Origin of the sequence: Thiocystis violascens DSM 198 (assembly GCF_000227745.2) — a bacterium.
GTDB classification, from domain to species: Bacteria; Pseudomonadota; Gammaproteobacteria; order Chromatiales; family Chromatiaceae; genus Chromatium; species Chromatium violascens.
Genome location: NC_018012.1, coordinates 2,499,362 through 2,512,346 on the forward strand (window position 1 = coordinate 2,499,362; position 12,985 = coordinate 2,512,346).

The following is a 12,985-nucleotide window of genomic DNA, read 5'->3' on the forward strand; positions in this document are numbered from 1 at the left end:
CATCGTCTCGGATGCGTCGATGGCGGGTTGCCGCCTAACCGCCCTTCGCCGACGGCAACTTGGAGACCAACCGCAACGAAACGGTCAGCCCTTCGAGCTGGTAATGCGGACGCAGGAAAAACTTGGATCTGTAGTAGCCCGGATTGCCCTCCACCTCCTCGACCGTCACCTCGGCCGCCGCCAGCGGACATTTGGCCTTGGTGGTTTCGCTCGAATGCGCCGGATCTCCATCGACATACTGAAGGATCCAAGAGTTGAGCCAACGTTCCATATCCTCGCGCTCCTTGAAGGAGCCGACCTTGTCGCGCACGATGCACTTGAGGTAGTGCGCGAAGCGACAGGTCGCGAACAGATACGGCAGGCGTGCCGCCAGGTTGGCGTTAGCGGTGGCGTCCGGGTCGTCGTACTCGGCCGGTTTCTGCAGCGATTGCGCGCCGATGAAGGCCGCGAAGTCGGAGTTCTTCTTGTGGATCAGCGGCATGAAGCCGTTCTTGGCCAGCTCGGCCTCGCGCCGGTCGGCGATGGCGATCTCGGTCGGGCATTTCATGTCGACGCCGCCGTCGTCGGTCGGGAAGGTATGGGTCGGCAGTCCCTCCACCGCGCCGCCGGACTCGATGCCGCGGATGCGCGAGCACCAGCCATACAGCTTGAAGGAGCGGTTGATGTTGGTCGCCATCGCGTAGGCCGAATTGGCCCAGGTGTATTTGTCGTGCTGGGCGCCCTCGGTATCCTCCTCGAAGTCGAACTCGTCGACCGGATTGGTCTTGGCGCCATAGGGCAGACGCGCGAGGAAGCGCGGCATGGTCAGCCCCAGATAACGGGCGTCCTCGGATTCGCGTAGCGAGCGCCAGGCCGCGTATTCCGGGGTCTGGAAGATCTTGGTCAGATCGCGCGGGTTGGCCAGTTCGCTCCAGGAATCCATCTGCATGACGGCGGGGTCCGCGCCGGCGATAAAGGGACAGTGCATGGAGGCGCTGATCTTGGCAATCTCGCCCAGGAACTCGACATCGGGCGGGCTATGGTCGAAGTGATAGTCGCCGACCAGACAGCCGAAGGGCTCGCCGCCGAACTGTCCGTATTCTTCGTCGTACATCCGTTTGAAAAGCGGGCTCTGATCCCAGGCGGTGCCCTTGTATTTCTTGAGGGTCTTGTGAACGTCCTTTTTGGAGATGTTCATGACCCGGATTTTGAGCATCTCGTCGGTTTCGGTGTTGTTGACCATGTAGTGCAGGCCGCGCCAGGCGCCTTCGAGCTGCTGGAAATCGGCGTGATGCAGGATCAGGTTGACCTGTTCGCTGAGTTTTTTGTCGATCTCGGCGATGATGGAGCCGATGGTATTGACCACGTCGGCGGAGACGACGACCGAACCGGTGAGCGCCTGTTCGGCGAGGGTCTTGACCGCCTCGGTGACCGCCTCTTTCGCGCGGTCGGATTTGGGACGAAATTCCTTTTCGAGCAACGCGCTGAAATCGCCGGCTTCGAGGGTGGCTTCGGCTGCTTGGGGTTCTTGGGCCAGGGTGTCTGCTTCAGCCACGGGTTAGCCCTCCGTCGTCGTCGATGCGTCGGCCGCCTCGCCCGACGGCTTGGGGGCCGAGGCCAATGCCTGGAGCAGCGCGGGATCGGCGAGCGCCTTGGCGATCAACTCCTCGGCGCCCGTCTTGCCATCCATGTAGCTCAACAGATTGGAGAGTTGCTCACGCGCCTCCAGCAGTTTGCTCAGCGCGCCGACCTTGCGTGCAACCGCGGCGGGAGAAAAATCGTCCATGCTCTCGAAGGTGATATCGACGCTGAGGTTACCCTCGCCCGTCAGGGTATTGGGCACCTGAAACGCCGCGCGCGGTTTCATCGCCTTGAGTCGATCATCGAAGTTATCGACATCGATCTCCAGGAATTTGCGGTCGCCAACCGCTGGGAGCGGTTCCGCCGGTTTGCCGGACAGGTCGGCCAGAACACCCATCACGAAGGGAAGCTGGACCTTTTTTTCGGCCCCGTAGAGTTCCACGTCATATTCGATCTGAACCCTTGGGGCACGATTTCTGGCGATGAATTTCTGGCTGCTTTGGGCCACGAGAGATCTCCTGGATAGCTGTGTCTGAAGTTAAGCGGATTCGTCGGCGTCCGGTCCGCGAATCACTTCCGCCTGCGCGAGACCATCCGGCGCCAAATCTCGCAGGATTTCGAGAAAATCCTTGGAGACGAGTCGTTTGGCACGGTTGAGTAACAAGGGGATCGGGCTGGAGGGTTCCTGGCGCCGATAGTATTCGCACAGGAGTTCGAGTGTGCGGACGACGTCGCCGCGCGTCTTGATGGCGCCGGGGGTTGTCGACACGACGGAACGCTCGCCGGGGGTCAGCCCAGGAGTCTCTGCCGAGGAGGGCTCGGTCGGGAGATCCTCGGACGCGACCGGTTGCCCGGTGCGTTGCGCGAGCGGCGCGGCGACCGCCTTTTGTGCCTCCGCGATGACGGCATTGAGGGCGGCAAGGTCGGGGGCCGCGCCGACTCCGACCTGCTCCAGGAGCAGCGTTTCAATACCGGCGACGAGATTGCGCGACTGACCGATCGCATCCGCCGTCGCCCGCAACGCATCCAGTTCGACGCCCTGAAAAGCCGCCTCGATCACCTGCAATTCCGGCGCGGGCGTTTCGTTGCCCGCAGGCGCGGCAACCGTCTTGGTCGCGAGTTGCAGGTCGCGCAGACCGAAGGCTCCGATCCCGCGCGCGCTGACCAGCGGCGCCGCGCGCAAGCCCTCCAGCGAGGTATTCGGATCGGCGAGTGTCGCGATGGTATTGACGCGCAGCGTGGGGTCAAGGTCGTCATCCGGATCGAGTTGCGGATGAACGCCCTCCCAATACCGCTCCAGCAGACCTTTGATCAAGATCAAGCCGTCGCGGAATCCCTCCCAGCCCTGCAGGCGGATGAGGGCTTGCGTCAGATAGGCCGCGACACGCAGATCCTTGGTTCGTCCAAGGAGATCGCTCGCCTCGCGTTGTACCTGCGCCCAGTCGGGGCCTTCGGCCGGGACGACGGTGTTTCCGAACTGCTGTTCCGGTTTGCCTTGGGTGGCGCGTTCGAGCGCGCCATAGGCGGCGTCATACTCCAGATCGTCGCCGCACGGCGTCTCGGGAGAGATTTCCTTGAGTAAGCTATCGATATCGATCAAAGCCGTCCTCCTGTCTGTGATCGAAATCCCTTTCGCGATCATCTTCAAAATAACAGAATCTCCGCGCATTGTCGTCGGGAATGCGCGACGACGTCGCTTCAGAATCAGCGCCACAAGTCACGGACGCGATTAGAATTATGGAGCGGAAACGGTTACTTGAACAATATTCGATTTCATGCCCGCATAGGTCGCCACGACATCGTAGGCACCGGGCGTCAACCGCTGGGGCAGCAGGCGTTGTGCGTCGATATTAAAATACCCGTCCACCGAGACACCCTCGAATGCCTCTCGACTGGGGCGTGGCGCATCCGCTGGCGGGGGTTCGATCGGTTCGTTCGCCCCCTCCTCGACGACTTCGCCGGACAGCGTCTCCTTGCTGTCGACCCGGCGGACATGCACGGTGAGCGGCTTGCCATCCATGGCCGCGAGCACCGAGACCACGAAGTACCCACAGATCGGCAGGATCAAGGTTTCGCCCGGTTTAGGCAGAATGCGCTCCGGGGCCGCGATCGCGATGCCCGTGCCGTCGGGAAAGACCGCCGCCGGAGAGCAGGCGGCCTGCTCGTAGGTACCCAGGACAACCGCGTCGAAATAGGCCGGCATATAATCCATCATCGTTCCCCTGGAGTTTGCGCTTACCAACCGGAATTGATATCCAGCTTCTTGACGGCTTTTTCGCAATTCGCGCAAAAGGCGTTCTTCTGGTTGACCGCACCGAAGATGACGCATTGCGAGGCCGACAAATTGGCCGCGGTGTTGTAACTCGCCTCGCCAGCGGGGCAACCCTGATAGCAATGATCGCCAGCATGGCCTTTGCCCGAGTAATGGGTCGCCACCGCATCCGGCTGCTTCCCCGAACCCTTGACGACCATATCAAGCTTGTGCCCGATCTCATGGATAATCGTGCACTCCTGTTTCGCGTCGGGCTGGTTGCTCCACCAGGCGCGTGTGCAGACACAGACTTGATTGGCGCCGCCGAGGGCCAGTCCGCCCCGCATCCGGTCGACCACGTTGACCTTGACGTCGATCCTACCGCGCCCGACGGCCAGTCCGGTGACATCGATCTCGACCTCGTCCCAGTAGTCTCCAGTGCCTTTATGGGTGACCTTGGCGGCGGGGATGTCGGTGACGCCGCCGCCATCCCGATGGAATTTCGCCTCGACGAACCAGCTTTCGCCCGGCACGAGGTCGTGCCACAAATACCGCGTCTCGACAGCGTTGGGGGCCAGCAGTCCGCGCGCGACCACCGGAATGACGACCTTCGGCTTGCCGGGACCGACCTCGACCGGTTGCTTGCTGATCGTGACATTGGCGTTCTTGACCGCCAGATGATCGGTATAGGCAACCGCCAGCAGGTATGGTTTCTTGGCCTTGACGGTTGCCGATGCATCGATGGCAGTGTTGACATTGCCCGAGAGCGTGCCGCTATCCGTATCGTTTCCGATATTGGTTTGGCGCGTGATCGAGAGCGCCGAGAGTTGCTTGAGAACGATGTGATGCTTGGCGTATTCCGAATCGATCGGCGCAGTGGATGACAGGACGGAGGCAAGCCCGGTCATCTTCGCCTCGACATAATAGAACAGCCGCTTGGTCGTGAGTTCGCCCGTCGTGACCTTCTTGCCCTTGCTGTCCTTCGCCTCCGCCTTGAATTTGTAACCACCGCCCGCGACCAGTTGGACGTCATTGGCGATGATCTTGGTTCCATCCGCGTCCGTTGTATAGCTCTTTTCGTCTTCGGTATGGTTGAAATTCGGATTTCGGGCCTTTTCAGTCGCCGTATACGCGGCGGTCCCGGTCGGCGCCAGAAGCTTGACTTTAAACGAATGAGATCCGGGTTTGTCGAATTTCACCTTCAGCCGGGGCTTCATTCCCAAACGGTCTTTATTCTTGATCTCGGCGCCATTGACCCATTGATCCTCCATGGGAAGATTCACCCATTGCGTGGCGGTCGCCACCTCCTTGTCGTCGCCGCCGTCGAGCCAGGCGATGGACACGATGTTGGCTTCTTCCGCCAGCGGGCAGGGTTTTTTGGGATCGTCGATCTTCTTGTCGCCGCCGCCCTTTTTCGCGACATCCGAGGCTTTATCGGGTTTCGAGCAGAGTCCCATCTCAAAGCAGCTCCGAGCCGGTGGTTGTCGAGGAGCGCACGGCCGCGATGACCCGGTTCAGGTAGGTCTCGGCGAGCGAGGTCAAGCGTTCAGTCCGTCGCGAGGCGTTCTCTTCTTTTTCAAGCTCGGCGAGGCCATCCCTCACGGCCCCCAGCACGAGCGGGTCATGGAAAAAACCGAGACCGATCAGAAAGGCGATGATGACATAGGTCATTTGACCGAGCGGCTCGCTAAAACCATCGGAGCGGGCTCGCTTGGCCGCTTCGTCGCAAAACAGCGTCAGCTCCGCGGGGGGATGGATCGCCTGCTTTTCCGGATAGATCAAACTCAAGTCCTGCAGCAACTCGGGCAGAAACGCCGGTCGGGGTTTCCTCGGGATCGCGAGCCATGCCTTGAAGCGCGCGACGGCGCGTAGCACGTTCGCGCCATCCGGACCGCGCGTCGCATCGAGGTAGCTCCACGCGCGTTCGTACAGGAGGTCGTGACGCTGAATCAGATTCTCGATCTCCGCATCGAAAAGGGGTTCGACCAGCGTCGAATAGAGAGGATTCCGGCAGAAATCCGAGCCGAGAAGAATGGCATGATCCACAAAAGACTGTACGGTCGCCTCGGTCTCGAAGCCATGGCGGCGAGACTCCCGAATGGTCTGGTCGATGAATTCATCGAGCGCGGCGGTCTCGACGAGCGCAGTTTGCAGCGGAAAAATGTCGCAGACATGCGCGCGCAGACGCGCCTTGAATCGATTCGATTCATCGCGTTTGAAGACTTCGATCTGTTCTTGACGAATGATCAGCATGGTCAGCCCGTTCGGCCGAGAGACCATCGGCGAAAAAGACGCGAAAGCATCGTCAGGGCATCGGGAATCACGGAATCTGCTCCAGCACCTGACCAGGATAGATCACCGAGATGACGCCTCCCCATAGGCACATCAGCTTGGAGGTGTCGTCGAGCGCCGGCAGATTGCCGAGCAGCACTGTCGGTGCGCCGGGCGCCCAGGGAGCCGGGGTCGACGGGACGCAGGGCATCGGGGTCAGCACCCCAAGCGCGGCGGCGGTGGCCGAGGCAACCGTGGGGTTGGCAAGACTGCTGCACATGCCAAAGGGCAGAATGTTCACCATCGGCTTATTGTCCATGATGTTCGCGGCCGGCATGTTGCCGGTCATGGTTTTGTTGACCGGCAAGACGACCAGCGAACTCGGCGCGACGCCGAACGAGCATTGCAGCATGGCCCCGGAGCAAACGTGCATTGGCATCATTGCCTCCTACGCAAGGGACGGGGAGCCTGAGAGGGTCAATCGCTGCTGCCCGAGTCGGTCGCCTCCCAGGATAAAGCGCGTCAGCGTGTCGGGCGATTCGTCTTCCGCATAATAGGCGCTGACCGGACCGAAAACGGCGCGCAGTTCGTCGCCGTTGCAGGTCGGCAGATAGACGCGCAGAACCCGCGGGTCGTAGTAGCGGAAATAGAGCGGTTTCCCGGTCGGATCCCAGACGGAAACAAGCTGGCGGAAATGCATGCGCTGGGTGCGAAAATCCGCGCTGGAGGTGGCAAGGATACCCCAATGCCGCCCCAGGCCATGGGTGAGGAACAGCTCCGTGAACGACGACTCCGCCGTCAATTGCGCCAGGTAGGGGGCGGCTTGGGCAAGCTCCGGGTCAAGCTCTCCGGGGAGCAGACAGACGTTGGGCACCCCGTGTTCGGAGAAGAGCGCAGGCAGATGGGGAATCGATGCGCCGTCGAGCACCGCATAGAGCGGCTGGCGAACCTCGGAGAGGCTCGCTTGCAAGGCCTGTACTTGAGTCTTGTCGATCATGTTTCGGATCCCCATGGGCGAAACCGCGTCCCGCACGGCATGACTTGTGTGTAGATTGACTCCGGCCTCACCTCGATCTCAAACCTGGGCCGCCTGAGCGCGCCGTGCCTCCTCGCATTTCTCGCAGAAGGGCGTCCCGCTTTGGGCGGCTGCATTCAACGCCTGGGCCTGAGGATTGGCGCCGGCACCAGTGCTGGAACTGGCCTTGGCGATCGCCTTGACCTGCGTCGTCGCGAGGGTCGAGGCGGGCGGGGGCGTGCCGGCCTGGGCGCTCGACACCTTTCCAGGATCGGCCTTGTCCGCCTCCTTGGCCGCCTTGGGCGCGTCCGGGGAACACCCGGAGCCGGAGCCGGCCGAGCCGCCGCTGTTGATCAGCACGGGCGTCCCGGAGATGGTCACGCCGGCCGGCCCGACCACCACGAAGCCGCCGCCCGCCTTGAGCGTGATGCTCATGCCGGCCTCGATCACCACGTTCATGCCGGCCTTCAGGTGGATCTCCTGTCCGGCGTCCATCCCAACCTTGGTTCCGACCTTCTGTTGGAGATCCATCCCGACCTTGAGCGAGACGGATCCGTCCACCTTCTCGTTCTGGTCCCCCTTCAGGGTCAGGTGTTTGTCGCCGTCGACCTGCTCGATCTGGTCGGACTTGACGATCAGGTGGCGCTCGTTACCGATCCACTCGAACGCATCCTTCTTGACCCGAACGTCCTGGTTCTTCTCGGCGTGAATAAAGACCTGCTCCGAGCCCTTCTTGTCTTCCAGGCGAATCTCGTTGAAGCCGCCGCCCCCTTTGCTGGAACTGCTCTTGAGGCTCGTCTTAGTGGCCTCTCCCGGCAAGGCGTAAGGCGGCATGCAGTCTTTATTGTAGACCCTGCCGGTGACGATCGGCTGGTCGGGATCGCCCTCCAGAAAATCGACGATGACCTCCTGACCGATGCGCGGCGTCATGATGCCACCCCAACCCTTGCCCGCCCAGATCTGGGCCACCCGGATCCAGCAGGAGCTGGCTTCGTCGGCTCGACCGTAGCGATCCCAATGGAAGAGCACCTTGATCCGCCCGTATTCGTCCGTCCAGATCTCCTCGCCCGCTTTGCCGACGACGATCGCGGTCTGGGAACCCTGGACGACGGGCTTGCGGGTCAGGCGCGGCGGCCGGTAGGGAACCTTGGAGTCGATGGCGCTCAAGGTGCAGCGGAAGACCTCGTCTTCGCCAAGGGATGCGCTGGTCTCGAACTCGTCGGATTGCAGCAAATCGTTCGCGGCAACGATCAAATATTCCCGATTCTGATCCGTCCGCGGATACTCCGTCAGCGTGAACAGGGCGCCGCAGGTCAAGCCGCGGGCATTGCCGGTCGCATGCGCAACCTCATGCGCGGCCTGGGCCTCCTCCAGACGGATGCGCGCATAGGTTGCGCCATCGGCGGACTCGGTATAGTCGCCCTGAAAGTCGAAGACCTCTAGCGTTGCCATGGCGTGATCGCCTGGACTGCTTCTGCTGGCCAGCAGGTTTTTCTTCGGCGCGGTGAAGTCGAAGGCGTTGTGGGAAAAGGCGCCCGAGCGCACCTCCTTGTCCAGGATCCAATCGTCGAGATGCTCGATCTCGCGGAGCACCGACGCCTCGTGATGCCTGAAGGGAACCTGCGCATAGCCGGCAACCGGCGCGTGCGCGCTCACGCTGTCGGCAAGCACCAATGTGTGTTTTCCATCCTGGTGCTCGAAGAAATAGTAGATACCCTCATGCTCAAGCAGGCGGCTGACGAAGTTCAGGTCGGTCTCGCGGTACTGGACGCAGTAGACCCATTGACGATACGTGCCCGAGAGCCGCTCCTCGAAGTCGGTAAAACCATGATCGCGGAAGACCTGTTTCACGATGTCCGGAACGGTTTTGTCCTGAAAGATGCGGCAGTCGGCGGTGCGCGACAGGAACCAGAGCCAGGGCACCAGGATCGCCCGGTAGAGTGCATGGCGCCCTTGAAATCCGGTCTGAGAAAAGCGGCTGACATAGCCGTTATAGAAACGTCGCTTGCCATCGGGCAGCAGGAGCGCCACCGTCATAGGCGTGCCCAGAAGATCGTCCGGGTCGATCTCCAGGCGTTCGGAGAGCAGGGTCAACGCATACTCGAACGGGACGCTGAGCCGCTCGGCGGCGGTCATCTCGCGCAGCAGCAGCACATCCTCGCCGAGCGTCGAATTGACCGACAAAGGACGATAGCGTTGAGTTGAAGACATGGGCTTGCCTGCTTGGGGGCTCGATAAATTATAGTAGGATAGTCGTGCGGGTTGCGGAAGGCGCTCGACCTCATGCAGAGCATGCCATCGTCAGGCTCGATTCCGGGCGATTCGTTGTTCTTTACGTCGGAGAACCGATGAATGGAGATAAATCTGCGCGTCGTGAACCGTCAGACCCAGACCTTTGAACGGGACGTCCGTCTGAGTCTGACCGAAGAGGGCGTGACCCTTGGCCGTAGCCCCGGCAATGACCTCTGTCTGGAAGATCCGGAGCGGGTGGTTTCGGGGCGCCATGCCCGGCTCGATCCGCGCGACGGGGGGATCTGGATCACGGATACCAGCAGTAACGGCACCTATCTGAACGACGCCGTCGACCCCCTGCCCTCGCACCAATCCGTGGCCCTCCATGATGGCGACCGGTTGATCGTCGGCGCCTACGAGATCACCGTCACGCTCGGTGCTAGACCGGCGGCGGTCGCCGGCAGCAACCCCTTTTCCGACCTGGCCGCTTCCGATGACCTGCCAGGACTGGCGCGGGTTGGCGGCACAGCCGATATTCTGGACCTTCTCGATCCCGGCGGCGGCCGTGACCAACACCAAGCCCCCGCAGGGGCGATGCCGTCTCGATCCGCCGAACGGCACCTGGCCGATGACCCCTTCGCCGATGCCGCACCGCTCAATGACGTCCTGGCCGGCCCCGCGGCGGACGCCCCGGCTCGGGAGGCGCCCCCTCGTCACACGCCGGTCGAACACGTCTTCTACCGCCCGGCCGAGCATCAACCGGTTCCGGACGATTACGATCTCTTGAGCGACGCCTGGACGCCCGCCGCCCCGGAACCGGAACCCAGACCGCCGTCAGACCTGTCGCAACCGTCACTGGCGGTTCCAGAACCGAACGGCATCGAGACCGTCACTCTGGACTTGAACTCGCTGCCATCCGAGGCATCGCCGGCGGTCATGCCGCCAACGCCAGACTTCTCGGAACCGTCGCCCCCGGCGCCGGTGACGCACGAACCGGACACGAGAGACGCCGACCGCCTGGATCTGTCGTGGGCGGAGGCAGCGCCGGCGGACCTGCCGCCGCCACGGCGGCCGGAACCGCCGCGACCTGGAACAATACCGCAGCGCGTCGGCTCGGGTAGCGAATTGGAGGCATTCCTGACCGGTCTTGGAACCGGCAACCCGGCGGAAATCGAGCACCCCAAGGAGTTGCTCCAGCATGCCGGGGAGTTGTTGCGCGTGCTCGCGACGGGTCTGACCCAGACCATGATGGGGCGCGCCCAGTTCAAAAGCGAGTTGCGGCTTGGCGTCACGACGATTCGCGCCGCCGAGAATAACCCTTTCAAGTTTTCGGTCGCAGCGGACGATATCCTGGATCGTCTGCTGTTTCGCCCGACACCGGGATTCCTGCCGGCGGTGCCGGCGGCGCGCTCGGCCTTCGAGGACATCCAGGCCCATGAGATGGCCATGACGGCCGGGCTGCAGGCGGCCCTGCGCGCGCTCCTGGCCCGCTTCGAGCCCGCCGAGCTTGAACGCCGTCTCAGCCGCCGCTCCGGGCTCGACAAGGTGCTGCCGATCGCCCGCAAGGCCAGATACTGGGATCTCTTTACCGAGACCTACGAACAGGCCGCCGCCGACGCCGCGGAGGATTTCATGCAGATCTTCGGCGACGCCTTCGCGCGCGCCTATCAGGAGCAGATTCGGCGTCTCGCCGAGTCGCGAGGGCCGCGGCGGGGCGAACGCGGTTCCGATCCTCGCGGCCGGGCCGATTCCTGCGGTACATGACCTGGATCCGGGCCATACTCTATCAACGAATTCAGACACGAGAGCAGGTTATCTTGAGCAGTCAACGCCGACCGATCGGTTGCGCCTTTGCGGGCCTGGCCTTTATTCTCCTGACAGGATGCGGCGGCAAGCCAACGCTGCCGCCAGTGCCGTCGGAGAAACCGCCATTGCAACTGCGCGTCGAGGTCGCCGCCGCGCCGGATGCCAATCGCAATCCCGGCGGCAAGCCATTGTCCGTGGTGGTGCGCCTCTATGAACTCAAAAGCCAGGGCGTGTTTGCCAAGGCGGATTTCTTCAGCCTCTATGATCGCGAGGGCGAGGTGCTAGGCGGCGATCTGATTGCCCGTGACGAGGTCACCCTGGCCCCCGGTCAATTTCTGCCGATCGCGCGCCCGCTCAATCCCGAGGCGACCTATCTCGGCGTCATCGCGGCCTTCCGCGAGATCGACCAGGCGCGCTGGCGCGATCTGATGCGCCTGAAACCAGGCATGGACAACACCCTTCTGGTCGAGGTCGGCGCCAACGCCGTCTCGATCCGTCACCGATAGGAGCCCGCCGTGGCCTGGGATAACAAGGTTCTGTGGTCCGAGGGTCTGTTCCTTCAGCCGCAACATCTCCAGCAGCACGATCGTTATCTCGAACATCTGATCGGGGCCAGATCGGGCATCGGCATCCCCTCCGCCTGGGGTCTGCGCCGTCTGCGGATCGACGTGGAATTGCTCGCGTTCGGGAAATTCGCGCTCGCCGAGGTCGCGGGCACGCTGCCCGACGGAACCCCCTTCGACGCCCCGGCGAGCGACCCGCTGCCGCCGCCGCTGGACTTCGACGAGAACGTCAGCGCCCAGACCCTCTATCTCGCGCTGCCACTGCGCCGCCCCGGCGCGACCGAGAGTGGCGGCCCCGGCGAGACCGAAACCGTCCTGCGCTATCGCTCCAGCGAACTCACGGTGCGCGATAACACGCTGGGCTCGGACACCGAAACGCAACTCGATATTGGCCGACTCGATCTGCGCCTGATGGCGGAGCGCCAGACCCGCGATGGCTATGCCTGTTGCGGGGTCGGGCGCGTACTCGAATGCCGCGCCGATCGTCAGATCCTGCTCGACTCCGCCTACATTCCGCCCTGCGTCGACGTTCAAGCGTCCCCGCGGCTGGCCGATTTCATCGAGGAGTTGACGGGGCTGCTCCATCGCCAGGCCGAGACGCGCGCCGGTCGGGTGCGTGGCGCCGGACGCGGCGGGGTCGCGGACTGGTCCGACTTTCTGCTGCTGCAATTGATGAACCGGGCCGAGCCCGTCGTCCTGCATCTGACCCGGATCCAGGGACTGCATCCAGAGGCCATCTATCGTTACCTGCTCGGCCTGGCCGGGGAACTGGCGACCTTCGCCAGCGAGGCGAAGCGCCCGCCGGACTTCCCGCCCTACCGGCATGAGGATCTGGACGCCAGCTTCACGCCCCTGATCGACCGACTGCGCGACTATCTGAACCGCGAATATGCCGAACGCGCCATCCAGATCCCGATCAAGGAGCGTCAATTCGGGTTCCGCATCGCGTTGGTGGACGACCGGTCGCTTCTCGCGGGATCACGTTTCGTGCTCGCCGCCCAGGCGAATCTGGACTCCCAGACCCTGCGCAACCGCCTCCCCGCGCAGACCAAGATCGGCCCGGTGGACAAGATTCAGGAACTGGTCAAGCTCGCCCTGCCCGGGATCGCGCTCCGCCCCATGCCGACCGCCCCATTGGAGATTCCCTATCACGAGGGTTTCGATTATTTTGAACTGGATCGCGCCAGCGAATTCTGGAAGCAGTTGGTGTCGGGTGGCGGCTTCGGCCTGCATATCGGCGGTGAATTCCCGGCGCTGAAACTTGAACTCTGGGCCATCCGAGAGTAA

At 62.8% G+C, this 12,985-nt stretch carries 12 protein-coding genes; 3 read left to right on the forward strand and 9 right to left on the reverse strand.

From position 1 onward, the window contains the following. Positions 1 to 34: 34 nt before the first annotated feature. From tssC to THIVI_RS11105, 9 genes are all read right to left on the reverse strand, one after another. On the reverse strand, positions 35 to 1,534 hold the full coding sequence (gene tssC, locus THIVI_RS11065) for a type VI secretion system contractile sheath large subunit (protein ID WP_014778682.1): 1,500 nt from the start codon (positions 1,532 to 1,534) through the stop codon (positions 35 to 37). A gap of 3 nt (positions 1,535 to 1,537) precedes the next feature. Further along, the gene (tssB, locus tag THIVI_RS11070) at positions 1,538 to 2,068 is read right to left on the reverse strand and encodes a type VI secretion system contractile sheath small subunit (protein WP_014778683.1); all 531 of its coding nucleotides are present in this window, start codon (positions 2,066 to 2,068) and stop codon (positions 1,538 to 1,540) included. 30 nt (positions 2,069 to 2,098) lie between these two features. Beyond that, a complete protein-coding gene (tssA, locus tag THIVI_RS11075) occupies positions 2,099 to 3,160 on the reverse strand; it encodes a type VI secretion system protein TssA (RefSeq protein ID WP_014778684.1) in 1,062 nt (353 codons plus the stop codon). 135 nt (positions 3,161 to 3,295) lie between these two features. After that, a complete protein-coding gene (locus THIVI_RS11080; protein ID WP_014778685.1) occupies positions 3,296 to 3,775 on the reverse strand; it encodes a peptidase associated/transthyretin-like domain-containing protein in 480 nt (159 codons plus the stop codon). Positions 3,776 to 3,795: 20 nt separating this feature from the next. Beyond that, on the reverse strand, positions 3,796 to 5,268 hold the full coding sequence (locus tag THIVI_RS11085) for a hypothetical protein (protein WP_014778686.1): 1,473 nt from the start codon (positions 5,266 to 5,268) through the stop codon (positions 3,796 to 3,798). Between the two features lies 1 nt (position 5,269). Then, positions 5,270 to 6,064, reverse strand: coding sequence for a class I SAM-dependent methyltransferase (locus tag THIVI_RS11090; protein WP_157174428.1), 795 nt, complete (start codon positions 6,062 to 6,064; stop codon positions 5,270 to 5,272). 67 nt (positions 6,065 to 6,131) lie between these two features. Further along, positions 6,132 to 6,515 carry a DUF4280 domain-containing protein gene (locus tag THIVI_RS11095; RefSeq protein WP_245537428.1) on the reverse strand — a complete coding sequence of 128 codons (384 nt, stop codon included), beginning with the start codon at positions 6,513 to 6,515 and terminating at the stop codon, positions 6,132 to 6,134. Between the two features lie 15 nt (positions 6,516 to 6,530). Further along, entirely contained in the window at positions 6,531 to 7,079 is a 549-nt protein-coding gene (locus THIVI_RS11100; RefSeq protein WP_014778689.1) for a DUF4123 domain-containing protein, read from the reverse strand. 78 nt (positions 7,080 to 7,157) lie between these two features. Further along, positions 7,158 to 9,308: a type VI secretion system Vgr family protein gene (locus tag THIVI_RS11105; protein ID WP_014778690.1), complete on the reverse strand. Its 2,151-nt coding sequence runs from the start codon at positions 9,306 to 9,308 to the stop codon at positions 7,158 to 7,160. A gap of 141 nt (positions 9,309 to 9,449) precedes the next feature. On the opposite strand from THIVI_RS11105, the gene tagH reads away from it, so the two are divergent. From tagH to tssK, 3 genes are read left to right on the forward strand one after another with little or no spacing between them, the layout of a single operon-like run. Beyond that, the gene (tagH, locus tag THIVI_RS11110; RefSeq protein WP_014778691.1) at positions 9,450 to 11,093 is read left to right on the forward strand and encodes a type VI secretion system-associated FHA domain protein TagH; all 1,644 of its coding nucleotides are present in this window, start codon (positions 9,450 to 9,452) and stop codon (positions 11,091 to 11,093) included. Positions 11,094 to 11,146: 53 nt separating this feature from the next. Further along, positions 11,147 to 11,641 (forward strand): type VI secretion system lipoprotein TssJ, encoded by a 495-nt coding sequence (gene tssJ / locus THIVI_RS11115; protein ID WP_245537252.1) that lies wholly within the window; start codon positions 11,147 to 11,149, stop codon positions 11,639 to 11,641. Between the two features lie 9 nt (positions 11,642 to 11,650). Further along, positions 11,651 to 12,985, forward strand: coding sequence for a type VI secretion system baseplate subunit TssK (tssK, locus tag THIVI_RS11120; protein WP_014778693.1), 1,335 nt, complete (start codon positions 11,651 to 11,653; stop codon positions 12,983 to 12,985).

What these genes read in the sequence shown, in the direction of transcription:
- THIVI_RS11080 (WP_014778685.1), bottom strand. Translation starts at nt 3,775, where the DNA reads ATGATGGATTATATGCCGGCCTATTTCGACGCGGTTGTCCTGGGTACC.
- THIVI_RS11085 (WP_014778686.1), bottom strand. Translation starts at nt 5,268, where the DNA reads ATGGGACTCTGCTCGAAACCCGATAAAGCCTCGGATGTCGCGAAAAAG.
- THIVI_RS11090 (WP_157174428.1), bottom strand. Translation starts at nt 6,064, where the DNA reads ATGCTGATCATTCGTCAAGAACAGATCGAAGTCTTCAAACGCGATGAA.
- THIVI_RS11095 (WP_245537428.1), bottom strand. Translation starts at nt 6,515, where the DNA reads ATGCACGTTTGCTCCGGGGCCATGCTGCAATGCTCGTTCGGCGTCGCG.
- THIVI_RS11100 (WP_014778689.1), bottom strand. Translation starts at nt 7,079, where the DNA reads ATGATCGACAAGACTCAAGTACAGGCCTTGCAAGCGAGCCTCTCCGAG.
- THIVI_RS11105 (WP_014778690.1), bottom strand. Translation starts at nt 9,308, where the DNA reads ATGTCTTCAACTCAACGCTATCGTCCTTTGTCGGTCAATTCGACGCTC.
- tagH (WP_014778691.1), top strand. Translation starts at nt 9,450, where the DNA reads ATGGAGATAAATCTGCGCGTCGTGAACCGTCAGACCCAGACCTTTGAA.